Annotated in this window: 20 protein-coding genes; 12 read left to right on the forward strand and 8 right to left on the reverse strand. The window is 48.8% G+C overall.

Annotated elements, in window-relative coordinates; translation table 11 throughout:
• Window positions 1-8: 8 nt before the first annotated feature.
• Together FD960_RS08690 and galU are read left to right on the forward strand one after the other, a co-directional pair.
• The gene (locus FD960_RS08690; protein ID WP_215298706.1) at window positions 9-2,900 is read left to right on the forward strand and encodes a valine--tRNA ligase; all 2,892 of its coding nucleotides are present in this window, start codon (window positions 9-11) and stop codon (window positions 2,898-2,900) included.
• A 26-nt stretch (window positions 2,901-2,926) separates the two neighbouring features.
• Entirely contained in the window at window positions 2,927-3,811 is an 885-nt protein-coding gene (gene galU / locus FD960_RS08695) for a UTP--glucose-1-phosphate uridylyltransferase GalU (RefSeq protein WP_215298708.1), read from the forward strand.
• An 89-nt stretch (window positions 3,812-3,900) separates the two neighbouring features.
• On the opposite strand, the gene FD960_RS08700 is transcribed toward galU, so the two are convergent.
• Window positions 3,901-4,128 (reverse strand): sulfurtransferase TusA family protein, encoded by a 228-nt coding sequence (locus tag FD960_RS08700; RefSeq protein ID WP_215298710.1) that lies wholly within the window; start codon window positions 4,126-4,128, stop codon window positions 3,901-3,903.
• An 8-nt stretch (window positions 4,129-4,136) separates the two neighbouring features.
• A complete protein-coding gene (alaS, locus tag FD960_RS08705) occupies window positions 4,137-6,761 on the reverse strand; it encodes an alanine--tRNA ligase (RefSeq protein ID WP_215298712.1) in 2,625 nt (874 codons plus the stop codon).
• Between the two features lie 127 nt (window positions 6,762-6,888).
• Here alaS and FD960_RS08710 point away from each other — a divergent pair, with 127 nt between their 5' ends.
• The 3 genes from FD960_RS08710 (at window position 6,889) to FD960_RS08720 (ending at window position 10,727) form a co-directional block, all read left to right on the forward strand.
• The gene (locus tag FD960_RS08710; protein WP_215298714.1) at window positions 6,889-7,350 is read left to right on the forward strand and encodes a tripartite tricarboxylate transporter TctB family protein; all 462 of its coding nucleotides are present in this window, start codon (window positions 6,889-6,891) and stop codon (window positions 7,348-7,350) included.
• A gap of 18 nt (window positions 7,351-7,368) precedes the next feature.
• Window positions 7,369-8,871 carry a tripartite tricarboxylate transporter permease gene (locus tag FD960_RS08715; RefSeq protein WP_215298715.1) on the forward strand — a complete coding sequence of 501 codons (1,503 nt, stop codon included), beginning with the start codon at window positions 7,369-7,371 and terminating at the stop codon, window positions 8,869-8,871.
• 83 nt (window positions 8,872-8,954) lie between these two features.
• Complete coding sequence (locus FD960_RS08720; RefSeq protein WP_215298717.1) at window positions 8,955-10,727, forward strand: glutamine--tRNA ligase/YqeY domain fusion protein; 1,773 nt, start codon at window positions 8,955-8,957, stop codon at window positions 10,725-10,727.
• Here the strand turns inward: FD960_RS08720 and FD960_RS08725 are convergent.
• Entirely contained in the window at window positions 10,708-11,595 is an 888-nt protein-coding gene (locus tag FD960_RS08725) for an SDR family oxidoreductase (protein ID WP_215298719.1), read from the reverse strand. The two genes, FD960_RS08720 and FD960_RS08725, sit on opposite strands and share 20 nt — an antisense overlap.
• 36 nt (window positions 11,596-11,631) lie before the next feature.
• On the opposite strand from FD960_RS08725, the gene FD960_RS08730 reads away from it, so the two are divergent.
• A complete protein-coding gene (locus FD960_RS08730; protein ID WP_215298720.1) occupies window positions 11,632-12,672 on the forward strand; it encodes a CDP-6-deoxy-delta-3,4-glucoseen reductase in 1,041 nt (346 codons plus the stop codon).
• A gap of 60 nt (window positions 12,673-12,732) precedes the next feature.
• The gene (locus FD960_RS08735) at window positions 12,733-13,926 is read left to right on the forward strand and encodes an acetylornithine transaminase (protein ID WP_215298722.1); all 1,194 of its coding nucleotides are present in this window, start codon (window positions 12,733-12,735) and stop codon (window positions 13,924-13,926) included.
• A 65-nt stretch (window positions 13,927-13,991) separates the two neighbouring features.
• On the opposite strand, the gene ispH is transcribed toward FD960_RS08735, so the two are convergent.
• Complete coding sequence (ispH, locus tag FD960_RS08740) at window positions 13,992-14,945, reverse strand: 4-hydroxy-3-methylbut-2-enyl diphosphate reductase (RefSeq protein ID WP_215298724.1); 954 nt, start codon at window positions 14,943-14,945, stop codon at window positions 13,992-13,994.
• Window positions 14,946-14,948: 3 nt separating this feature from the next.
• A complete protein-coding gene (locus FD960_RS08745) occupies window positions 14,949-15,395 on the reverse strand; it encodes a peptidylprolyl isomerase (protein WP_215298726.1) in 447 nt (148 codons plus the stop codon).
• Between the two features lie 42 nt (window positions 15,396-15,437).
• Here FD960_RS08745 and radC point away from each other — a divergent pair, with 42 nt between their 5' ends.
• From radC to rpmG, 3 genes are all read left to right on the forward strand, one after another.
• A complete protein-coding gene (gene radC / locus FD960_RS08750) occupies window positions 15,438-16,121 on the forward strand; it encodes a DNA repair protein RadC (protein WP_215300659.1) in 684 nt (227 codons plus the stop codon).
• 144 nt (window positions 16,122-16,265) lie between these two features.
• The gene (rpmB, locus tag FD960_RS08755) at window positions 16,266-16,499 is read left to right on the forward strand and encodes a 50S ribosomal protein L28 (protein ID WP_011903570.1); all 234 of its coding nucleotides are present in this window, start codon (window positions 16,266-16,268) and stop codon (window positions 16,497-16,499) included.
• 11 nt (window positions 16,500-16,510) lie between these two features.
• Entirely contained in the window at window positions 16,511-16,678 is a 168-nt protein-coding gene (rpmG, locus tag FD960_RS08760) for a 50S ribosomal protein L33 (RefSeq protein ID WP_015421876.1), read from the forward strand.
• A gap of 99 nt (window positions 16,679-16,777) precedes the next feature.
• Here rpmG and FD960_RS08765 read toward each other — a convergent pair whose 3' ends face one another.
• Genes FD960_RS08765 through purN form a run of 3 tightly spaced genes read right to left on the reverse strand, consistent with a single transcriptional unit; the run spans window position 16,778 to window position 20,215 of the window.
• Window positions 16,778-17,971 (reverse strand): acyl-CoA desaturase, encoded by a 1,194-nt coding sequence (locus FD960_RS08765; protein ID WP_215298728.1) that lies wholly within the window; start codon window positions 17,969-17,971, stop codon window positions 16,778-16,780.
• Window positions 17,972-17,999: 28 nt separating this feature from the next.
• Complete coding sequence (locus FD960_RS08770; protein ID WP_215298730.1) at window positions 18,000-19,589, reverse strand: RsmB/NOP family class I SAM-dependent RNA methyltransferase; 1,590 nt, start codon at window positions 19,587-19,589, stop codon at window positions 18,000-18,002.
• A complete protein-coding gene (purN, locus tag FD960_RS08775; RefSeq protein WP_215298731.1) occupies window positions 19,586-20,215 on the reverse strand; it encodes a phosphoribosylglycinamide formyltransferase in 630 nt (209 codons plus the stop codon). The genes FD960_RS08770 and purN overlap by 4 nt, the downstream gene beginning before the upstream one ends.
• Before the next feature lie 39 nt (window positions 20,216-20,254).
• On the opposite strand from purN, the gene FD960_RS08780 reads away from it, so the two are divergent.
• Window positions 20,255-21,205 carry a bifunctional riboflavin kinase/FAD synthetase gene (locus FD960_RS08780; protein WP_215298733.1) on the forward strand — a complete coding sequence of 317 codons (951 nt, stop codon included), beginning with the start codon at window positions 20,255-20,257 and terminating at the stop codon, window positions 21,203-21,205.
• Complete coding sequence (ileS, locus tag FD960_RS08785; protein WP_215298735.1) at window positions 21,198-24,059, forward strand: isoleucine--tRNA ligase; 2,862 nt, start codon at window positions 21,198-21,200, stop codon at window positions 24,057-24,059. The genes FD960_RS08780 and ileS overlap by 8 nt, the downstream gene beginning before the upstream one ends.
• The last annotated feature ends 9 nt before the right edge of the window (window positions 24,060-24,068 follow it).

A 24,068-nucleotide genomic window follows, 5' to 3' on the forward strand; every position in this document is an offset into this window, starting at 1 on the left:
TGCCTCTTATGCCAAATGCTTCGAATACCCCCAATTCACCAGCGGCCAGTTCTGTAGACGAACTAGCCAAATCCTACGAACCAGCCCCAATTGAAGCTTATTGGGGACCGGAATGGGAGCGTAGAGGCATTGCCGACGCCTCCCTAGATGAGGGCAAGGGAGATTTCTCCATTCAGCTGCCTCCACCGAATGTGACTGGCACGCTCCATATGGGCCATGCTTTTAATCAAACCATCATGGATGGCTTGGTACGTCATGCCCGAATGTCTGGCAAAAACACCCTGTGGGTGCCTGGTACCGATCACGCTGGTATTGCCACTCAAATCGTTGTCGAGCGCCAACTCGATGCGCAAAAAGTATCGCGTCATGATTTGGGTCGCGAGAAGTTCCTCGAAAAAGTATGGGAGTGGAAAGAAACTTCCGGCAACACCATAACCCGCCAGATTCGTCGCTTAGGCGCTTCGATTGATTGGGGTAAAGAATATTTCACGATGGACAGCAAGATGTCCAAAGCAGTGGTTGAAGTATTTGTTCGCCTACATGAACAAGGCCTCATTTATCGCGGCAAACGTTTAGTGAACTGGGATCCCGTTCTCGGCACCGCAGTTTCAGATTTAGAGGTGGTGAGCGAAGAAGAAGATGGTTCTATGTGGCACATCCGCTATCCACTAGCGGATGGCTCCGGCCACCTTACTGTTGCGACCACTCGTCCCGAAACCTTATTGGGTGACGTAGCCGTCATGGTGAACCCAGAAGATGAGCGCTACAAACATTTAATCGGTAAGTCTGTGAATTTGCCGCTGTGCAATCGTGAAATTCCGATTATTGCTGATGACTATGTCGACCTAGCATTTGGTACTGGCGTGGTGAAAGTCACCCCAGCTCACGACTTTAATGACTATGCCGTTGGGCAACGCCATCAATTACCGCTTATTAATATTCTCACACTCGATGCCAAGATTAATGAGAATGCGCCCCTCGCTTATCAAGGCTTAGAGCGCTTTGCTGCACGCAAACAAGTGGTTGCAGATTTGGAAGCCGCAGGACTATTAGAAAAAGTGCAGCCACACAAATTAATGGTGCCCCGCGGTGATCGTACCCAAACCATCATTGAGCCAATGCTCACCGACCAGTGGTTTGTTGCCGTATCTAACCCGAGTCCTGATAACAAATATCAACCGGGCTCATCCATTGCTGGTGCAGCATTAGATGCAGTAACTAAGGGCGATATCAAGCTCGTACCAGAGAACTGGATTAGCACCTATACCCAGTGGCTTGAGAACATTCAAGATTGGTGCATCTCCCGTCAGCTCTGGTGGGGCCATCAGATTCCTGCTTGGTATGGCGAAGATGGTCAGATCTTTGTCGCGCGCTCTGAGGAAGAGGCTAAGACTAAAGCTGCCGCAGCTGGCTACACCGGCACACTCAATCGCGATCCAGATGTTCTGGATACCTGGTTTAGTTCCGCACTCGTTCCCTTCAGCTCCCTAGGCTGGCCAGAAGAAACGCCCGCGTTAAATCATTTCCTGCCATCTTCAGTGTTGGTAACCGGTTTTGACATCATCTTCTTCTGGGTGGCCCGCATGGTCATGATGACCTGCCACTTCACCGGAAAAGTACCATTTAACACCGTGTATGTTCATGGCTTAGTACGCGATGCCGAAGGTCAGAAGATGAGCAAGTCCAAAGGCAATACTTTGGATCCAATCGATTTAATTGATGGCATCAAGATTGAAGATCTGGTTGGCAAACGCACAACTGGTTTGATGAATCCAAAGCAAGCAGAAAGCATTGGAAAGAAAACCAAGAAAGAATTTCCAGAAGGTATTCCCGCATTTGGCACGGATGCCCTGCGTTTTACTTTTGCCTCACTCGCATCACTAGGTCGCAACATTAACTTTGACCAAAAGCGCTGTGAAGGCTACCGCAACTTCTGCAACAAGCTTTGGAACGCTACCCGTTTCGTGCTGATGAATTGCCCTGGTGGCGATGAAGAGAATGGCTTTGCCCCTTGCGATAACCAGTGCGGTCCAGAAGGCTATTTAGACTTTTCTCCAGCAGACAAATGGATTGTCTCCCTCTTGCAAAGAACCGAGGCTGATGTAGCCAAGGGCTTCCAGAGCTATCGCTTTGACAATATCGCCAGCAGTATTTATCAGTTTGTATGGGATGAGTATTGCGATTGGTATTTGGAGTTGGCAAAAGTTCAGTTGCAGACAGGAACGCCCGCGCAGCAACGCGCCACGCGTCGTACCCTCTTGCGTGTTCTAGAAACTATCTTGCGCATGGCGCATCCCCTGATTCCGTTTATCACTGAAACGCTCTGGCAAACCGTCGGACCTAAAGTTGGTAAAGAATTGGCTAAACAAGAGAAGCAAACCATCGCATTGCAACCTTATCCCGTTGCTCAGCTAGATAAGATTGATGAGCAAAGCGAAGCTTGGGTTGCGCAGATTAAAGCGATTGTGGACGCTTGTCGCAATCTCCGTGGCGAGATGCAAGTTTCACCCGCTCTCAAGGTGCCTCTCTGGATTAGCGGTCCTCAAGACTTCCTCAAACAAGCTAGCCCTTACCTCACCGCATTGGCGAAACTCTCTGAAGTCAAAATCTACGATGACGAATCCGCTTTAGAAAAAGATGCCCCAGGGGCGCCAATGGCCCTTGTTGGCAACTCTAAGCTGCTACTCAAAATTGAAGTCGATGTTGCGGCAGAGAGAATTCGTCTTGGCAAGGAAATTGAACGTCTAGCCAATGAAATCACCAAGGCTCGCAGCAAACTGAGTAACGAAAGCTTTGTGGCTCGCGCCCCTGAAGAGGTTGTTGCCCAAGAAAAACAACGCCTTGCGGGATTTGAGCAGAACCACGAAAAGCTTGTTGCACAATTAGGGCGACTGAAATAACGTAGTCAAAACGGATCGGAAATCACATGCCATTAAGCACTAAAGCCGTTACTAAAGCCGTCTTTCCTGTTGCGGGCTTGGGGACACGCTTCTTGCCGGCTACCAAGGCCAGCCCGAAAGAGATGCTCAATGTAGTAGATAAGCCGCTGATTCAGTACGCTGTTGAAGAGGCGATCGCGGCTGGCATCACTGAAATGATTTTCGTGACCGGCCGTAGTAAACGTGCGATTGAAGATCACTTTGATAAGTCTTATGAATTAGAAGCCGAACTCGAAGCGAAAAATAAGCAGGCTTTGCTAGAAATCGTCCGCAGCGTTAAACCTAGTCACGTGGATTGTGTCTACGTTCGCCAGCCCGAAGCTTTAGGTTTGGGTCACGCTGTTTTGTGCGCAGAAAAGTTAGTACGTGACGAACCGTTTGCCATCATCCTCGCAGATGATTTACTTGATGGTCAGCCTCCAGTTCTCAAGCAAATGCTCAAAGTATTTGACGAACAAAATGGTTCTGTCTTGGCAGTTGAAAAGATTGATCCTGCCAAGAGCAGTTCTTACGGAATTGTTGACGGCATAGAGGTATCCAAAGGCATTTATCGTCTCAATGGGATTGTGGAGAAACCGCAACCCAAGGATGCACCATCCAATCTGGCTGTAGTAGGTCGCTATGTTCTGTCATCCGACATCTTCAAGCATATTCGCAACCTTAAACCTGGTGCCGGCGGTGAAATCCAACTCACAGATGCGATCGCCTCTTTACTCAAGGAAGAGCCTGTCTTTGCCTATGAGTACGATGGCGTGCGCTATGACTGCGGCAGCAAGCTAGGCTACTTGAAAGCTTCTGTAGAGTTTGCCTTACGTCACCCTGAAGTGCAGACTGAGTTTGCGGCCTACCTAAAAAATCGCTCACTAGCTTAAGCGACCCCTTTTTATTCGGCAGCAAGAAAAAAGGCAGAAATCACTTTCTGCCTTTTTGTTTGTAGCTTGCATTGTTTTGCCTAGGTTACTTATCTTCTCTTGAGAAAGAAAACCAAGACATCGCCTTCAGTGGTACTAGAAAGTAACTCGTTCCCAGTTTGTTTCGCAAACGCAGGAAAGTCATGAGCAGCACCGGCATCAGTCGCTTTGACCTTCAAAACCTCGCCCGACTGCATTGTGGCTAAGGCTTTCTTGGTACGCAAAATTGGCAGTGGGCAATTCATACCAATAGCATCAACTTCGAGATTAAATTCCATGGCGCCACTCATTTAGAGGCCACCCAATCTTTAACGCCCGCTAAAGCTGCTCCCAACTTGCTTGGATCGGTGCCGCCTGCCATTGCCATTTCTGGCTTGCCGCCGCCTTTACCGCCAACCTGTTGAGCAACAAAGTTCACTAAATCACCAGCCTTCACTTTGGTAATAGAGTCTGCAGTAACGCCGGCAATCAAACTCACCTTATCGCCCTGCACTGAAGCGAGAACGATCGCTGCAGTTTTCAACTTCGTCTTCAAGGCATCCATAGTCTCACGCAAGACCTGCGCGTCAGCACCATCTAAGCGCGCTGCAAGAACCTTGATGCCATTGACATCAATCGCTTGGGTTACCAACTCATCACCCTGACTTGCAGCGAGTTTGGAATTTGCCTTATCTAGCTCGCGCTCGGCCTGACGCAAGCTTTCTTGCAACTGAGCAACGCGATTCACCAAATCCCCTGGATGGGTTTTTAAGATTGCCGCAGCTTCATTGACCCTATCTTCCAAGCCTTGCAAGAAGTTGAGTGCGTGCTTGCCAGTGACCGCTTCAACACGACGGATGCCAGCAGCAACGCCGCCTTCAGAAACAATTTTTAAGCTACCGATATCGCCGGTGCGAGCTACGTGAGTACCGCCACACAACTCTTTAGAGCTACCAATCTCCAGAACACGAACCTCATCACCGTACTTCTCACCAAAGAGCATCATGGCGCCAGTTTTTTGCGCGTCATCCAAAGACATGACTTTTCCGGAAGTCGCTGTATTAGCCAAAATCTCGGCATTCACAATATCTTCAACCCGACGAATCTCCGCCGCAGTAATTGGAGCATGATGAGTAAAATCGAAACGCGTTTTACTAGCATCAACTAAAGAACCTTTTTGCTGAACATGGTCGCCCAATACTTCACGTAAGGCTTTATGCAAAATATGGGTCGCACTATGGTTGCGCATCGTTTCTGTTCTTTGCTGAACATCTACTAGAGCAGTGAGCGTATCCCCTACCTTGATCTCACCCTCATGAACTTCGCCCTGATGGCCAAATACATCGGCTTGAATCTTGAAGGTGTCTTCAACGGCAAAGCGCATTACTTCATTACGCAACTCGCCTTTATCACCAACTTGTCCACCGGACTCGGCATAAAAAGGGGTGTTGTCCAAAACAATCACGGCTGAATCACCGGCTTTCACTGATTGAACCGCAGATCCATCAACATAAAGAGCGGTAACCTTCGCGCCCTCATGCTTCAGAGTGTCATAGCCATGAAACTGGGTTGGCTTGCCAGAGTACTCCAAGCCTTGCGCTACTTTGAACTTACCTGCAGCTCTTGCTTGATCGCGTTGCTTTTGCATTGCCAATTCAAAGCCCTCAGCATCAACCGTAACGTCTCGTTCACGGCAAACGTCCGCAGTCAGATCTAATGGGAAGCCAAAGGTATCGTGCAAACGGAAAGCAGTTTCACCATCAACTGTTTTGGCACCGCCAGCAAGTGCGCCTTCCAAAATTTCCATGCCATTGGCAATCGTTTGGAAGAAACGCTCTTCCTCTTGCTTAATGACTTCGCTCACTTTATCTTTTGCAGCCTGCAGCTCTGGATAAGCGAGTCCCATCTCTTTAACCAAGGCAGGAACCAGTTGGTAGAAGAATGGTTTACGCGCACCCAATTTATAACCGTGACGAATAGCGCGACGAGCAATACGACGCAACACGTAACCGCGCCCCGCATTACCCGGAATTACACCATCCACCACAATGAAGCTACAAGCACGGATATGGTCTGCAATGACCTTCAACGATGGACTTGCTAAGTCACAGTTCTCGCCACCGGCGGCATCAACTGCCTCCTTGGCGGCCTTAAGCAAGTTCACAAAGAGGTCGATCTCATAGTTGGAGTGCACGTGCTGCAATACTGCGGCAATACGCTCCAGGCCCATGCCGGTATCAACACTAGGCTTAGGCAGAGGATGCATAGTGCCAGCCTCATCGCGATTGAACTGCATGAAGACGTTATTCCAAATCTCGATATAGCGATCGCCATCTTCCTCAGGGCTGCCAGGAGGGCCGCCAGCGATGTGAGGGCCGTGGTCATAAAAGATCTCGGTACAAGGACCGCACGGGCCCGTATCACCCATCATCCAGAAATTATCTGAAGCGTAGCGAGCGCCCTTGTTATCACCAATACGAATAATGCGTTCAGCCGGCACGCCGATTTGCCTATTCCAAATCTCGTAAGCCTCATCATCCTCGGCATACACCGTCACGAGAAGTTTTTCTTCTGGGAGCTTAAAAACGTCTGTTAATAATTCCCAAGCAAACTGGATGGCATCTTTTTTGAAATAGTCACCAAACGAGAAATTACCCAGCATCTCAAAAAAGGTATGGTGACGAGCGGTATAACCGACGTTATCCAAATCGTTATGTTTTCCGCCCGCACGAATGCATTTTTGGGCAGTCGTTGCGCGGCTATAAGGGCGCTTATCAAAGCCCAAAAAGACGTCTTTAAACTGATTCATCCCAGCATTAGTAAATAAGAGGGTCGGATCATCACCCGGTACTACAGGGCTAGAAGGGACGATTTGGTGGCCTTTTTGGGCAAAGTAATCCAGGTATGCCTGGCGAATTTGGGAGACTTTCATGCGAATAATTATCGCATTGGCACTAGTCGGGGGCAAACCCTAAGCAAACCTCCCCTTTCCTGCCTTACAATCCCGTAACATCAATAAAAGATCGGCATTTAATAAGTCGATAAACAAGGAGCTCAACTTGAAAATTCGCAATCAACGGGATTTTGGCGCAGGGATCATGTACATGGTCATCGGCCTATTCTTTACGGTAGTTGCTACCCAATACCCCATGGGCACACCAGCCAAAATGGGTCCTGGCTACTTCCCCCACTATTTAGGGATTCTGATGACCCTTTTGGGCCTCTTTATCACCATCAAATCATTTAGCGCTAAAGCGGCTATTGAGTCAATTCCCAAGTTCAACTGGAAAATCATGGCTCAGATTACCGGCGCGGTAGTCCTTTATGGCCTGCTTTTGCCAAAAATGGGATTCTTAATTGCGGTCGTGGTCTTGGTATTGGTTTCCGCCAGCGCAAGCAAAGAATTTACTTGGAAGGGCTCCCTCATTAATGCAGCCTTTCTAGTTGCCTTTACTTACTCTGTCTTTGTGTTGGGTCTGAAGCTTCAATTCCCACTCTTGCCAGTATTTTTCCAACAATAAAAACCGGGACTCTAGAAAATGGACTTATTTGCTAATTTAGCCCTCGGTTTCGATACCGCATTTACCTTACAAAACCTGCTTTACTGCCTTATCGGCTGTATTTTGGGTACCTTGATCGGTGTTTTGCCTGGCCTTGGCCCAATCGCAACGATTGCGATGTTATTGCCAGCAACCTACGCCCTTCCTCCAGTTGCCGCCCTGATTATGTTGGCCGGAATCTACTATGGCTCCCAATACGGCGGCTCCACTACTGCAATTTTGCTCAACATCCCAGGGGAAACGTCCTCGGTGGTGACGGCGATCGATGGCTACCAAATGGCCAGAAATGGTCGAGCGGGTGTAGCTCTCTTTACCGCTGGTATGGGCTCATTCTTTGCTGGTTGCGTTGCGACCTTGGTTTTGGCAGCATTTGCCGCGCCACTTTCCCAGTTGGCATTTAAGTTTGGCCCTGCTGAATACTTCTCCCTAATGGTTTTAGGGTTAATTGGTGCAGTGGTACTAGCGTCCGGCTCCCTGATCAAGGCAATTGGCATGATCGTTCTTGGTTTGCTCATGGGCCTCATTGGTACAGACGTGAACTCTGGCGTTTCTCGCTACGCATTTGACATTCCTGAACTGAGTGACGGTATTGGCTTTGTCAGCGTGGCAATGGGTGTGTTCGGCTTTGCTGAAATCATGGGCAACCTAGAAAAGACTGGCGATGATGAGGGCTTCTTAAACAAGATGACCACCATGATTCCTACCAAGCAAGACGTGAAGCGCATGGTTCCTTCGATCTTACGCGGTACAACCATTGGCTCAATCCTTGGCATTCTGCCAGGCGGTGGTGCAGCATTGGCAGCCTTTGGCGCCTACTCTGTAGAAAAGAAGTCCTCCAAGTACAGCCATGAGTTTGGTAAAGGCGCTATTGAAGGTGTTGCAGGTCCTGAGGCGGCAAACAATGCTGCAGCTCAAACCTCATTTATCCCATTGCTCACCTTGGGTATCCCTCCAAACGCCGTGATGGCTTTGATGGTTGGTGCGATGACTATTCATAACATCCAGCCAGGTCCACAAGTCATGACCAGCAATCCAGCATTGTTCTGGGGTCTGATTGCTTCTATGTGGATTGGTAACGTGATGTTGATTCTCTTGAACTTGCCTTTGATTGGTATCTGGGTAAAGCTCTTGAAGATTCCTTATCGCTTCCTCTACCCAGCAATTTTGGTGTTCTGCTGTATCGGCGTATACACCGTGAACAACACCGTATTTGACGTTTATGTAACCGCAGCATTTGGCTTAATTGGTTACCTCTTCTTCAAACTCGGTTGCGAACCTCCTCCATTGCTCCTCGGTTTCGTGCTCGGACCAATGATGGAAGAGAACTTCCGTCGCGCCCTATTGCTATCCCGTGGTGACTTCTCAACCTTTGTAACCCGCCCATTATCTTTAGGATTGCTTATTGCAGCAGCCCTCTTAGTGGTGATCGTGGCCTTACCAGCGGTTAAGAAAACCCGTGAAGAGGCTTTCGTAGAGGATTAATTCTCGAAGGACTCCAAGAAACAGGCCCGCAGCAGTTTGCGGGCTTTTTCTTTATGGGCGGTGCTTTTCTCTACAATGGGGCTATGTCTCAAGATAGCAAACCACCTAAATCTACCGCTGGCGCAATCGCCGAGCCCTCCAACTTTTTACGCCAGATCATTGATCACGACTTGGCCAGCGGGGCCTACCAAAATCGTAGCGACAGAAATGGGCAGGCTATCCCCTCGATCATTACGCGCTTTCCGCCAGAACCGAATGGCTATCTACATATTGGTCATGCCAAAAGTATTTGCCTCAACTTTGGCTTAGCAAGTGATTACAACCATCAAGCAGGTGGCGCCCGTTGCAACATGCGCCTGGATGACACCAATCCCGTCAAAGAGGATGTCGAGTACGCTGACAGCATATTGGACGCTGTAAAGTGGCTGGGCTTTGACTGGGGCACTCACCTCTATCACGCGAGTGATTATTTTGACCAGCTCTATGAGTTCGCTGAAATTCTGATTCAGAATGGCAAGGCATACGTAGACAGTCAAAGTGCTGATGACATTCACACCAATCGCGGCAACTTTGGCCAAGTTGGAAAAAATAGCCCCTATCGCGACCGCACTCCCGATGAGAATCTTGCGCTATTCCGCGAGATGCGAGATGGCAAATACAAAGATGGCGAACATGTCCTGCGTCTAAAAATTGACATGGCGCACCCGAACATCGTGATGCGCGATCCCGTGGTTTACCGCATCCGCCATACCGATCATCATCGCACTGGTAACAAGTGGTGCATCTACCCTTTATATGATTTCACGCACTGCATTTCGGATGCGCTTGAAAATGTTTCGCACTCGATTTGCACCTTGGAGTTTGAGAATAATCGCCCTCTCTATGACTGGATAGTTGCCTCATTAGCTGAATTGGGAATTTTCAAAAATCCTGTTCCTCACCAGTATGAATTTGCCCGCCTCAACCTCACATACACCATCACCAGTAAACGCAAGTTACTACAACTGGTAGAAGAAAAACATGTCGACGGCTGGGATGATCCACGCATGCCAACGATTGTGGGCATTCGTCGCAGAGGCTACACGCCAGACAGTATTCGCCTGTTCTGTGAACGCATTGGCGTTTCTAAAGCTGATAGCTGGATCGACATGAGCACCCTGGATCAGGCCTTGCGCGATGATCTCGAAGCCAAGGCACCACGGGCCACAGCAGTTCTCAAACCGCTCAAACTCGTCATTGAAAACTTTGATACATCCGCTAAGGAGCCTTGCTCAGCACCACGCCATCCACAACATCCTGAATGGGGTAATCGTGAGTTCAACTTCACACGTGAGCTGTGGATTGAGCAAGATGATTTCATGAAAGAACCGATTAAAGGTTTCTTCAGACTCTACCCACCCATTGGCGACCAAGCAGGTGGCCGCGTGCGCCTACGCCATGGCTTTGTGATCGAGTGCACTGGATTTGAAGTTGATGCTGCAGGTAACATCATTCAAGTGAATGCCACACACTTCCCTGACAGTAAGAGTGGAACGCCAGGCTCAAACAATTACAAGGTAAAAGGCAATATTCACTGGGTGAGCGCGGCAGAAGCTGTGCCTGCGCAAGTGCGTCTCTATGACCACTTATTCAATGATCCGCATCCAGATAGTGGGGACAAAAATTTCCTTGATGCGATTAATCCAAACTCCAAACAAACAATTACCGCATATTTAGAGCCTTGCATGAAGGATGTAAAAGCGGAAGATCATTTCCAATTTGAGCGTCACGGATACTTCATTGCAGATCAAGCAGATTCCAAACCTGGTCAACCAGTATTTAATCGGACTGTGGGCCTCAAGGATTCTTGGAAATAGTCTTTAGAAACTCTGCAACGCTGGGATAGCGAAGCGGGGTTTTTAATTCTTTTAGTCGCGTATTCGTTACGCGTCGTGACTCTCGCATAAAGGACCACAACATCGGGGATACGATTTTCTCAAGCTCTTCAGCAGGCAATCGTGGCGGGCGCTCTAATCCATAAGCATCTGCCACTTCATCAAAATAATCACCCATCTTCGTTTCACCGCCATCGCATGTATTGATCACTCGCTGCGGTTTACCGTGGTACACAGCAGCACAAACCAATCTCGCCAAATCATCGCTCTGAATATGATTTGAGTAAGCATCTTGGGCGGGTAGTAATGCCGGGGTTCTGGATCGAATACGCTCAAGAGGCAGACGGTCCAAGGCGTAAATCCCTGGCACCCTCAAAATCGTTAATGCCACGCCATGGCTTAGCGCCCAAAATCGCAAACTATTCTCAGCATCAACACGCCTTTTAGCGCGCTCGCTCTGAGGATTGACGGGGGTGCTCTCACTGACCCTACCACCCCCATGATCGCCATAAACCCCTGTAGTACTCACATAAATCAAGCACCTGACGGTACTAGATCCTTGGGATAAAATTCGGATGAGGTTGCGAGTTCGGCAATCGCGATGACCTGCGTTTTGGGGTGGCGCCAAGTGAATCAGGGTTTCGGCCAGTCCACTCAAGCGCCACAAGCTCTCGGGCTTATCCAGATCTCCCAAGATAGGCGTCGCGCCCACTGCTCTCAACTCCTGAAAACGCATTTTCTGAGAAGTTAGGGCGAATACACGATAGCTTCGAACAAGCTGTTTGGCTACCCGCAGACCAATGTCGCCGCAGCCAATAATCAGAATTCGAGGTTTGCCAAAAGATTGCATAAGTTACATCGTAATGATTTATTGAAAGAACTGAGAATGTCTTACCAAGTAACCCTCAAAGCGAGCGGAAAACAATTTACGGTTGAGAAGGATGAAACCCTTCTAGAGGCAGCCCTTCAACAAGGCGTTACCTTGCCCTATGGTTGCAAAAATGGCGCCTGCGGTTCTTGCAAGGGCAAGATTTTAGAAGGACAGGTTCATCATGGCCAACATAGTGAAGCGGCCTTAAGTAAGGCTGACGAAACCGCAGGCGGCACCCTATTTTGCTGCGCCTTCCCAGACTCTGACCTCGTCATTGAAGCTCGTGAAGTCCAGGGCGCTGGGGATATCGCCATTCGCAAGATTCCTTGTCGAGTGAACTCCATCACCAAACCCGGCAAGGATGTGGCGATTCTCAAACTCCAGCTTCCCGCTACTGAGCGCTTCCAATTTCTAGCTGGTCAGTATTTAGAGTTCTTACTCAAAGATGGGCAGCGTCGCGCCTACTCCATTGCCAATGCGCCAGATCAAGAGGGCCCTCTGGAATTACACCTGCGCCACCTACCAGGCGGACTCTTTACGGACTTCGTCTTTGGCGCCAAAGATCCAGCCCTCAAAGAAAAAGATATTCTGCGCTTTGAAGGCCCGTTAGGCAGCTTTTTCTTGAGAGAGGACTCCAAGAAGCCCATCATTTTTCTGGCGGCTGGCACAGGCTTTGCGCCGATTAAATCGATCGTCGAGCAAATGCAATTAAAAAAAATCCAACGCCCCATGCATTTATATTGGGGTGGCCGCAGGCCAAGCGACCTCTATCTCGATCAACTCTGCCAAACTTGGGCAAAAGACATTCCCGACTTTACCTATACGCCTGTGATCTCAGAAGCTTTACCAGAGGATCAGTGGACGGGCCGCACCGGCTTTGTACACCAAGCAGTCATGGCTGATTACCCTCAATTAAAAGATTTTCAGGTCTATGCCTGCGGTGCTCCAGCAATGGTGAATGCCGCCCGCCAAGACTTTTCATCCCAATGTCATCTGCCGGAGGAAGAATTCTTTGCGGATTCCTTTACCAGCGCCGCCGATCTAGCAACAAATTAAATCACCCGGCAAACTAAGCACGATAATAGAAAAATCATTTGATCCAACCAAGCGAACCACATGAATAAGCCAGCCCAATCCGTCGACGCCCACTCAGTTATGTTCATTACCCCGCGACCTGAAGTCATCATGGTTGAGGGCAAAGGTTCATGGATGACAGACAACCAGGGCAAGCGCTATTTGGACTTCCTGCAAGGCTGGGCTGTGAATTGTCTTGGCCATGGCAACCCAGGAATGATTGAGGCACTTAATACACAAGCCAAGAAGCTCATTAATCCAAGCCCTGCGTTCTATAACGAGCCGATGATTCGCTTGTCGAATTTACTCACCGATAACAGCTGCTTTAATAAAGTCTTCTTCGCCAATAGCGGAGCGGAGGCCAATGAAGGCGCGATCAAGCTAGCCCGTAAATGGGGTCAGCTCAATAAGTCAGGCGCTTTTGAAATCATTACCTTTGATCACAGCTTTCATGGCCGTACTTTAGCAACCATGAGCGCCTCCGGAAAGCCTGGCTGGGACACGATGTTTGCTCCGCAGGTTCCCGGATTTCCAAAAGCGGACTTAAACGATTTAGAGTCAGTGAAGAGGCTGGTTACTGATAAAACTGTCGCAGTGATGCTCGAACCTGTTCAGGGCGAAGGTGGAGTGATTCCTGCCACTAAAGAATTTATGCAAAGTCTGCGTCAATTCACCAAGGAAAATAATATTCTTCTGATTGTGGATGAAGTGCAGGCGGGATGCGGTCGCACTGGCGCACTCTTTGCTTACCAACATTATGGAATTGAGCCCGATATCATGACCTTAGGCAAAGGCATTGGTGGTGGCGTTCCTTTGGCAGCCCTCTTGGCAACCGATGCAGTAGCTTGCTTTGTACCGGGCGATCAGGGCGGTACCTACAACGGCAATCCCTTAATGACTGCGGTTGGCATCAGCGTCATCGAACAACTCCTGGCGCCAGGATTTTTAGAGTCTGTACGCGCAAAAGGCGAGTTGCTTAAAACAGAGTTGCTATCCATCTCCCAAGAGTTCAAGCTCAACGGCGAACGCGGTGAAGGCTTGTTGCGTGCCCTCATGCTTAGTAGCGATATTGGCGGGAAGTTGGTTGAGCTTGCGCGTGATCGCGCGCCAGAGGGTCTGTTAATTAACTCCCCAAGGCCCAATCTCCTACGATTCATGCCGGCCCTTAATGTTGCCGATGATGAGATTCGTCAGATGTGCAATATTTTGCGAGAGCTTTTGAAACAAGTAGCTTAAGCAAGGCATTCAGCAAATAAATAGCCCCGAGTCTTTAGCTAGCTAAGCTCAAAGCGAGCTGCGCACTAATCAATCAAATTCTTTGGTAGTGAGAAGATAACGTCTTCCACCACACCCTCAAGATTACGAATACTACGCGGCCCAAATTCTTGAATCTTCGCAACAATCGATAAAGCCAGACTCTCTGGAGCTGATGCTCCTGCGGTAAGGCCCACTCTCTTCTTGCCAACAAACCATTCCGCTTGCAGCTGCTCTGGCGCATCGACCATGTAAGCAGGTACACCCAACTTTTCAGCCAATTCACGCAAGCGATTCGAGTTCGAGCTTGCCTTACTTCCCACCACAATAACCACTTCAACTTGAGGCGCCATAAATTTCACAGCATCTTGTCGATTTTGCGTCGCGTAACAAATATCTTGTTTTCGAGGCTGGACGATATTGGGAAATTTTTTAGTTAATGCCTCAACAATTTCTTTTGTCTCATCAACGGAGAGTGTGGTTTGAGTAACAAAAGCAATTTTTTCATCAGCAGGAAACGGCAAGTTCGCAACATCTGCAACTTTCTCGATGAGATGAACGCCTTCGGTTACCTGCCCCATCGTGCCCTCTACTTCCGGATGACCTGCATGACCAATCATCAAAACCGTAAACCCATCCTTACACATTTTGACCACTTCAAGATGAACCTTGGTTACCAGCGGGCAGGTTGCGTCGTAGACCTGCAGACCACGAGCCCCGGCATCTTTCCTCACCTCTTGAGAAACGCCATGCGCACTAAAGACCACGATTCCACCTTTGGGAACCTCATGCAACTCATCAATAAATACTGCCCCTTTTTCACGCAAATCATTCACTACATAAGCGTTATGCACAATTTCGTGACGCACATAGATCGGCGCCCCGAAACGCGCCAGAGCTTCATTCACAATATTGATTGCTCTATCAACACCAGCACAAAAGCCGCGCGGTTGCGCCATCAAAATTTCTGGCGTGGATTGTGTATTTTCTTGGCTAGTCATCAGTTAGAGAATGGCCACAATTTCAGCCTCGAAAGTAACAGGCCTTCCAGCAAGCGGGTGGTTGAAATCAAACCAAGCACCCTCTTCATTGATCGATTGCAATACTCCAGCGTATTGCGCGCCACCAGGCGCATTAAATTCAATGACATCTCCAGGATTAAATTCCACGTCATCATCACGGCCCTCTTTAAGCGCAGCCAAAGATACCCATTGAATTAAATCCTCCTTGCGCTCGCCGAAACTTTCTTCTGGCGCAAGCAAGGCGCTTTTCTTTTCACCAACACCCAAACCGATCAACACCTTTTCAAAACAAGGCGCAAATTGTCCGGAACCCATCAAGACCGTCGCAGGGCGATCGATAAAAGTATTGATGTAATCCTCTCCACTGGGCAAAGTCAGCCGATAGTTGAGGGTCAGAAAAGAGTTGGGCAAAACCGTAAGCTTAGTCATAAGGTAATTGTATCTAGGCCCGACCCAAGCGCGCACTCCCCCATTACGGAGTGGCCAAAAATTGAACAGCCTCGTGAAAAATTACGGGCACTAGGGGCAGCCGCGCTCAATGATGCTGAATTACTAGCCATCTTCCTGCGTGTGGGCGTCAAAGGAAAATCCGCTGTAGCCCTGGCGCAGGATCTATTACACCACTTTGGCAGCCTGCCGCGCCTTTTGGCATGTACCCCAGAGGAATTAACCCGCATTCATGGCATGGGCATATCCAAGTGGTCCCAAATTCAAGCAGCTTATGAACTAGTAAAGCGCAGCCTCGAGGAGAAGCTATCTGAAAACTCGATCTTTTCCTCGCCCCGCTGTGTCAGGGAGTTTTTGCAGGCTAAATGCGGAAAACTCCCCCATGAAGTCTTTCTTTGCCTGCACTTGGACTCACGCCTGCATCTCATTGAGTGTCAGGAGCTCTTTAGAGGCTCCCTTACCCATACCGCCGTCTATCCACGAGAAATCCTTAAGGAGGCCCTCTCGAGGAACGCCAGCGCCCTTATCGTGGCCCATAATCACCCCAGCGGAAACCCACTTCCTAGCGAAGCAGACCAAGAATTAACCAATATGCTTTCCAAAGCACTGCAACTGGTTGATATTCCCCTGTTAGATCACTGCATTGTGAGTGGCAGCGGTTTTTTCTCATTTTCAGATGCTGGCCTTATGAATAATGACATAAATTGAAAGTAATTACTAACTTATGAGTGAATTTACGCCATGATTTTCCCCGGGACGACTAAATCATTAAAACTAAAGCGAATTAGGGGTAGATCAAACTAGGCTGAGACTGATACAATCTTCTTTTTTCGCAATTAATGGAGTCACGTCATGGCAAAAGTTTGCCAAGTCACTGGGAAGAAGCCGATGGTTGGCAACAATGTATCCCATGCAAACAATAAAACGAAGCGTCGCTTTTTGCCTAATCTGCAAAACCGTCGTTTCTGGGTTGAATCTGAAAACCGTTGGATTAGCTTGCGCTTAACCAACGCTGGTTTGCGCGTTATCGACAAGAACGGCATTGATGCTGTGTTGTCTGATCTCCGTGCACGTGGCGAAATTTAAGGAGCGCACAAATGGCTAAAGGCGGCAGAGAAAAAATCAAATTAGAGTCATCAGCTGGTACTGGTCACTTCTATACAACTTCAAAAAACAAGCGTACAAAGCCTGAGAAAATGGAGATCATGAAGTTCGATCCAACCATTCGCAAGCACGTTGCTTACAAAGAAACAAAGCTCAAGTAAGAACTGATTTCACTCTTACTTGCAGTAAATAAAAAACCCGCTACATCAGCGGGTTTTTTATTGTCTTAGTTTTCAGCAGACTACTTCTCAAAAAATTTCTTAAGCGTAACGACGCAACCTCAAAGAAAAATCACGCAAACTGTTTAGGCCGCTGTCTTCAGCGCGCTGACACCAAGAATGCAACTGCAATAACAACTGATCACCGGTAGCATTTGAACGACTCCAGATCGCTTGAAGATCACGGCGCATCTCAATCATCTTGCGCAACTGAGCGTTGGTAGCGATTAGCTCTTCAAGCTTAGTTTTCTCCTCTTCAGTGAGGCGGGATTCATCTTTACCCAACCATGTACGAGCATCCTTGAGATGGGCCGCCAACACTTGCATATGCTGGACCTCATTGTTAAAGAAGCTTCGCAAGGTCTTGCTATAGCGGGCCATGATTTCATAGCGGTTAGCAATGATGGCCTCAAGAGTACCTTGATCCGCGGGACGTAAGTCGCTGAGCACTGGCTTAGGCGAAGTCTTCTTTACCTTCGCCAAACCCACAGCGCTCATCATCTGAATGTACATCCAACCAACATCAAACTCATACCACTTGTTGGAGAGCTTGGCGCTAGTAGCAAAAGTGTGGTGATTGTTATGCAGCTCCTCGCCACCAATCAAAATACCCCACGGAAAAATATTAGTTGAAGCATCTTCGCAATCAAAATTACGGTAGCCCCAATAGTGGCCAATACCATTAATGATGCCGGCGGCAGTAATTGGGATCCACAACATCTGCACCGCCCAGACTGTTAAACCAATTGCGCCAAATAAGAACACATCAATGATGAGCATTAAGGCAACACCTTGCCAAGAAAACTTGGAATAAATATTGCGCTCAATCCAATCATCAGGAGTGCCATGGCCAAACTTATCTAAAGTCTCTTGATTGCCTGCTTCCATTTTATAAAGCTCAGCGCCGCGAGAAAGTACCGTATTGATACCTAGCACTTGGGGGCTATGTGGATCATCAACGGTTTCGCACTTAGCGTGATGCTTGCGATGAATTGCCGCCCACTCTTTGGTCACCATACCGGTAGTCAGCCAAAGCCAAAAACGGAAAAAATGCGACATGATGGGGTGCAAATCCAAGGCGCGATGCGCTTGGCAACGATGCAAAAAAATGGTGACCCCAGCAATAGTGATATGAGTCGCCACTAAAGTGAAAACCAGGATTTGCCACCAAGCCCAATCCAAGTATCCATTGGAGAGCCAATTCAGAAAAATATCAAAACTTGATGCTGTGTTCAAAAGGGTATCCCTAAAGAGGTCTAAACCCTTATTTTAGTTCTTTGACAGCCTTCTTGGTTTTGACCTTGATCTCTTTTTCCCCGTCTTTTTCAGGATTTAAGACTGGAGCAGCAGCCTTTTTCTGGAAAACAGCCCCAAAAAAGCCATCTGTACCGTGAATATGCGGCCACAACTGCCACCACGGATTATCTGGACTGCAGCCCAAAGGAATTTTATCCTTTGGAAACAATGGTTTAAGAACTTCAGCAGCGGGAACAACCTCAAAATTAGGATGTTTTGCCAGAAAATCTTCGGCAATCTGTTGATTTTCTTGGGGCAAAAGGCTGCAGGTCGCATAAACCAAGCGACCGCCTGGCTTCAATAAGCGACTTGCCGAAGCCAAAATACTCATTTGCTTCTGATTTAGCTCCAAAACACCCGCAGGCGTCTGGCGCCACTTCAGATCAGGATTGCGACGCAGTGTTCCCATACCGCTACAAGGGGCATCAACCAAGACTCGATCAATCTTTCCAGCAAGGCGCTTGATCTTGGCATCATTCTCGCTATCAATCCATACGGGATGGACATTTGAGAGGCCGCTACGGGCCTGTCTTGGCTTTAAATTCGCTAAGCGACGTTCAGATGTGTCCAAGGCATATAAACGGCCTGTTGAGCGCATGAGCGCCCCAATAGCCAGTGTCTTGCCGCCAGCGCCAGCGCAAAAGTCGACAACCATCTCACCCCGTTTTGGAGCGAGTAAGTAAGCCAACAATTGGCTACCCTCATCTTGAACCTCAAACATTCCCGCTTTAAAGCCAACGGTATTTTGCAAAGCAGGTTTACCCATGATACGAACACCATCAGGCGCATAAGGCGTAGGAATGGCTTGATAGCGACCACCCAAGGCATTCATTTCGGCGAGCAATTGCTCGCGCGTTGTCTTCATTGTGTTGGCACGCAAATCTAATAATGCGGGATGCATCAATGATTTAGCCAACTCTTCACGCGTTTCTTCGCCGGGGTATTTTCCAAAAGCATCCCAAAGCCATTCAGGCAAATTATTGCGAACCAATGGATTTAGCGCGGTTGGATCAACCGTTGCAAAACGCTGCAACCACTCGTACTCACCAGTCTTAAGCACATGCGCCAAGTCAGCAATCGCGCTCTCCGCACGGTTGGCGGAACCGAGCCCACCCTCAGAGAGAGCGGACAGCAAACCCAATAGGGCCAAGCGTCTAGCCTGGGAACCCTCGCCACTAGAGGCGAATTGTGAGAACTCATTTTTACGGCGAAGAATAGCAAATGCACTCTCCGCAATCAAAGCGCGATCACGATTACCCAACTGCGGCTCGGAGCGGAAATAACGACTCACAACACGATCGGCAGGCTGTTCAAAACTAAGCAACTCAGGGAGTAAACGCTCCAAATGAATGGCGTGCTGCGGCAACGCTTTGGCATTGGAAAAGTTTTTTTGGCCTTCGGGTGCAATGATGTTGCCACTTGCATTGCGACGCTCTGGACGGCGCAAAGGATCCTTAGATTTGGCGGCATAACTTTTTTGCGGGCCCAAGCGGGAACCAGATCTTGCGCCTGATTTGGAGCCGGCACCAGCTCCGCGGGATGAACGTTCTTTACTCATAATTTTATTAATTGCGACTCCGGTGGTTGAACCTGAACTTGATTACCTACTATTCGCAATCGTCCATCAAGGAACCATTTTACGGCCCTTGGATAAATCTGATGTTCTGCGGCCAAAACGCGCGCTGCCAAGCTATCGGCATCATCACCAGCTAGCACCGGAACTGAGGCCTGGCAAATAATCGGGCCCTCATCGACCCCCTCCGTAACAAAGTGAACGGTAGCGCCATGCTCAGCAACCCCAGCCTCCAAAGCCCGCTCATGGGTATGCAAGCCAGGGAAGGCTGGCAACAAGGCGGGGTGAATATTGATGAGGCGACCCTCAAAATGACGGATAAAGCCTGGGGTCAGAATTCTCATAAAACCGGCCAAAACCACCAAATCAGCTCCTAATTCATCGATTTTCTCGATCAGGGCCATATCAAAGGATTCACGAGTAGCATGCTCTCGGTGCTCAATGGCGAATGCAGGAATGCCCTGGGAGCGAGCAAAATCAAGGCCCTTAGCCGCAGAGTGGTTAGCGATGACCCCGGCAAATTTGACCGGCCAATGCTCTTTTTGAGCCGTTTTGACGATAGCCTCGAAATTAGATCCGCGGCCTGAGATTAAGGTGACGATAGATAGCATGCCCACAATATAATTGATGGCTACCCTGAAAGCGATTTCGTGAACGTATTCCGTGGCCCCACCCAGTTTTCTGCAGGACCAGCTTGTGCCTTAACCATCGGTAATTTCGATGGCGTGCACAGGGGTCATCACACCCTGCTAAAACAGCTCCAGGATGGTGCCCACGAGCGGGGACTCGTTAGCTGCGTCATGACTTTCGAGCCACACCCCAAAGAATTCTTTTCCGCAGAGCAAGCCCCTCCCCGGATTCTCAATTTGCGCGACAAACTTGCCGCTTTTGCGGATATTGGAATTGACCGTGTCGTAGTGGAGCATTTCAATCATGCGTTTGCTCGACTCACACCAGAAGCGTTCGTTTCTGAAATCATCGTGAAACAGCTCAATGCCAAATGGATTTTGATTGGCGATGATTTTTGCTATGGCGCGAAACGTGCTGGTGACTTTGCTAGCTTGAAGGCTGCCGGTGAAAAATATGGCTTCGAAGTTTCCAGTATTCATACCGTTTCTGAAAACGGTGAGCGCATTTCCAGTTCGGCACTTCGCAACGCATTGGCTAATGGCGAAATGGAATTGGCCACCAAATTACTCGGGCGCCCCTATGGCATTTCTGGTCATGTGATTCATGGACAAAAATTAGGGCGTACCCTGGGTTTCCCAACGCTGAACCTGGCGGTTGCTAATCACCTGCATCATCGCAAGCCCGCCTGCTCTGGCATCTTCACGGCCCAAGTGTTAGGTCTGGGTGATAAGCCGCTAGCAGCGGTAGCCAGCCTAGGGGTGCGGCCAACAGTTGAGGATGAAGGGCGCGTCTTACTTGAAACCCATATCTTTGATTACAACGCGGATGTTTACGGAAAAATTATTACCGTCGAACTCTTAGAAAAAATTCGTGACGAGGAAAAGTATTCCGACCTCGAAACACTTACCAAGGCGATTGCATCTGATGCAGCGCATGCCAGAAATTATTTCCAGAAAAAAACTTATGTCTGAAAAAGAAAACTCCTATCCCGTCAATTTATTAGAGACATCGTTTCCAATGCGAGGCGACCTACCAAAACGTGAACCTCAATGGGTTGCGCAATGGCAGAAAAATAAACTCTACGAAAAAATTCGTGCGGCGCATGCCAACCAGCCAAAATTTATTTTGCATGATGGTCCTCCATATGCGAACGGAGATATTCATATTGGTCATGCGGTAAATAAAATTCTGAAGGACATGATTGTGAAGTCCCGTTGGCTGATGGGCTTTGACTCCGCTTACGTTCCTGGCTGGGATTGTCATGGTATGCCGATTGAGATTCAGATTGAAAAGGAGTTTGGCAAAAATCTGCCTACTGCCGAAGTGCAATCTAAGGCGCGTGCCTATGCAAAAGTGCAGGTCGATAAGCAGAAGAAGGACTTTGAGCGTTTAGGCGTTCTAGGCGACTGGAATAACCCCTACCTCACCATGAACTTTCGTAATGAGGCTGACGAAATCCGCGCACTAGGGAAGATCTGGGAAAAGGGTTACGTTTTCCGAGGTCTAAAACCAGTGAACTGGTGTTTTGATTGCGGCTCCGCACTCGCAGAGGCTGAAGTTGAATACCAAGACAAAACCGACCCAACTGTAGATGTTGGCTTCGCTTTTGATGATGCGCAACGCCCACAGTTGGCAAAAGTATTTGGTCTAAATGACATTCCAGCAAAACCTGGAATGATTGTGATTTGGACGACAACCCCTTGGACCATTCCTGCCAACCAGGCATTGAATGTTCACCCAGAACTCAACTATGCATTGGTTGATACCGGCGACAAGTTGCTGATTCTCGCGAAAGATCGCGTAGAAACCTGTCTACAAGAATACGGTCTCGAGGGTAAGGTTATTGGCACTTGCCTAGGCAGTCAGTTGGCTAATATTTCTTTCTGGCATCCACTAGCCCCATTGCACGAGGGCTACAAACGTCTCTCACCGATCTATCCAGCTGAATACGTCACGCTTGATACCGGTACTGGCGTTGTGCACTCAGCACCGGCTTATGGCGAGGAAGACTTTAAATCCTGCAAAGCAAACAAACTTGCTGACAAAGATATTTTGAACCCGGTCATGGGTAATGGCGTCTATGCATCTTGGCTCCCACTCTTTGCCAATGAATATATTTGGAAAGCGAATCCCAAGATTGTGGAAGCGATGCGTGAAGCAGGAAGTCTCTTGCGCGATAAAACGTATACCCACTCCTACATGCACTGCTGGCGCCATAAGTCGCCCATTATTTATCGCGCTACCTCGCAGTGGTTTGCAAGCATGGATAAGAAGCCATCCGATGGCAAAGCCAGCTTACGCGAGACCGCATTAGCCGGCATCGAGAACACTGAGTTCTTCCCAGCCTGGGGCAAGCAACGCTTAAACAGCATGATTGCCAATCGCCCTGACTGGACTTTGTCGCGTCAGCGCCAATGGGGTGTCCCAATGGCCTTCTTTGTTCATAAGGAAAGTGGTGAGCCGCATCCACGCACTGGCGAACTCTTGGAAGAAATTGCTCAGCGCGTAGAAAAAGAAGGTATCGAAGCCTGGCAAAAACTTGAGGTCGCTGAATTGCTTGGCGATGAAGCCTCTCAATACGAAAAGAATCGCGACACCTTGGATGTCTGGTTTGATTCCGGCACAACCCACTGGCACGTCATTCGTGGCTCACATCGCGACGAACTCTATCGCCCAGAATCTGAGAATGCGGATGGTCGCCTGGCGGACTTGTATCTCGAAGGCTCTGATCAACATCGCGGCTGGTTCCACTCATCACTGTTAACTGGCGCGATGCTCGATGGCAAGCCGCCATATAAAGCACTGCTCACCCATGGCTTTACCGTAGACGGTCAAGGTCGCAAGATGAGTAAATCTGTTGGCAACGTGATTGCCCCTCAACAAGTTGCGGACAAATTAGGTGCCGAGATTATTCGTCTGTGGGTAGCCTCTACTGATTACTCCGGTGAAATGACGATTTCTGATGAGATTCTCAAGCGCGTAGTAGAAAGCTATCGCCGTATTCGCAATACTTTGCGTTTCTTACTAGCCAACCTCTCCGACTTTGATCCGAGCAAGCACAGCATGCCCGCTAGCGAATGGTTAGAGATTGATCGCTATGCCGTAGCACTCGCCAATCAATTGCAAAATGAAGTACAAGCCCACTACCAAGCTTATGAGTTCCAGCCTGCGGTAGTCCGTATGCTGACCTTCTGCTCAGAAGATTTAGGTGGCTTCTACTTAGATATTCTCAAAGATCGCTTGTACACCAGCGCCCCGGACTCTAAAGAACGTCGTGCGGCGCAAAATGCTCTTTTCCACATTACGCGCAATCTTTTGAAGTGGTTGGCGCCCTTCCTCTCCTTTACTGCGGAAGAGGCTTGGCTGTCATTCCCACATGGTGCGAATGAGAAGGCCAAAGAATCCATCTTCATGGAAGAATTTGGCGCCTTCCCAGAAATTGCCCAGGCGACAGAATTACTTGCCAAGTGGAACCGCATTAGAGAGATCCGCTCTGAAGTAACTAAAGCCATTGAAGTAGAGCGCGAGGCTGGCAATGTCGGCTCATCGCTACAAGCAGAGCTCACTATCAAATTAGGTGATGTCGACTTTGCAATCTTGCACTCCTTGGAAAATGATCTGCGCTTTGTAACGATTACCTCTAGTGCTAATCTCGAACTCAGCAACGGTGGCCTTGAAGTACTAGTGCGTGGCAGTCAATACAAGAAGTGCGGTCGTTGCTGGCATCACACTGCGGATGTCGGCTCCAACACTGAACACCCCGAACTATGCGGTCGCTGTATCAGCAATCTCTTTGGTAGCGGTGAAAGTCGCTTGTTTGCGTAAGCGCTTATT

The sequence above is a fragment of the Polynucleobacter sp. AP-Nino-20-G2 genome (genome assembly GCF_018688235.1).
Classification (GTDB): Bacteria; Pseudomonadota; Gammaproteobacteria; order Burkholderiales; family Burkholderiaceae; genus Polynucleobacter.

Coding starts and splice junctions, on each gene's coding strand:
- FD960_RS08735 (WP_215298722.1), top strand. CDS start 12,733: ATGAATAAGCCAGCCCAATCCGTCGACGCCCACTCAGTTATGTTCATT.
- FD960_RS08700 (WP_215298710.1), bottom strand. CDS start 4,128: ATGGAATTTAATCTCGAAGTTGATGCTATTGGTATGAATTGCCCACTG.
- ileS (WP_215298735.1), top strand. CDS start 21,198: ATGTCTGAAAAAGAAAACTCCTATCCCGTCAATTTATTAGAGACATCG.
- FD960_RS08745 (WP_215298726.1), bottom strand. CDS start 15,395: ATGACTAAGCTTACGGTTTTGCCCAACTCTTTTCTGACCCTCAACTAT.
- FD960_RS08690 (WP_215298706.1), top strand. CDS start 9: ATGCCAAATGCTTCGAATACCCCCAATTCACCAGCGGCCAGTTCTGTA.
- FD960_RS08725 (WP_215298719.1), bottom strand. CDS start 11,595: ATGCAATCTTTTGGCAAACCTCGAATTCTGATTATTGGCTGCGGCGAC.
- alaS (WP_215298712.1), bottom strand. CDS start 6,761: ATGAAAGTCTCCCAAATTCGCCAGGCATACCTGGATTACTTTGCCCAA.
- galU (WP_215298708.1), top strand. CDS start 2,927: ATGCCATTAAGCACTAAAGCCGTTACTAAAGCCGTCTTTCCTGTTGCG.
- rpmG (WP_015421876.1), top strand. CDS start 16,511: ATGGCTAAAGGCGGCAGAGAAAAAATCAAATTAGAGTCATCAGCTGGT.
- purN (WP_215298731.1), bottom strand. CDS start 20,215: ATGCTATCTATCGTCACCTTAATCTCAGGCCGCGGATCTAATTTCGAG.
- FD960_RS08715 (WP_215298715.1), top strand. CDS start 7,369: ATGGACTTATTTGCTAATTTAGCCCTCGGTTTCGATACCGCATTTACC.
- FD960_RS08730 (WP_215298720.1), top strand. CDS start 11,632: ATGTCTTACCAAGTAACCCTCAAAGCGAGCGGAAAACAATTTACGGTT.
- ispH (WP_215298724.1), bottom strand. CDS start 14,945: ATGACTAGCCAAGAAAATACACAATCCACGCCAGAAATTTTGATGGCG.
- rpmB (WP_011903570.1), top strand. CDS start 16,266: ATGGCAAAAGTTTGCCAAGTCACTGGGAAGAAGCCGATGGTTGGCAAC.
- FD960_RS08770 (WP_215298730.1), bottom strand. CDS start 19,589: ATGAGTAAAGAACGTTCATCCCGCGGAGCTGGTGCCGGCTCCAAATCA.
- FD960_RS08720 (WP_215298717.1), top strand. CDS start 8,955: ATGTCTCAAGATAGCAAACCACCTAAATCTACCGCTGGCGCAATCGCC.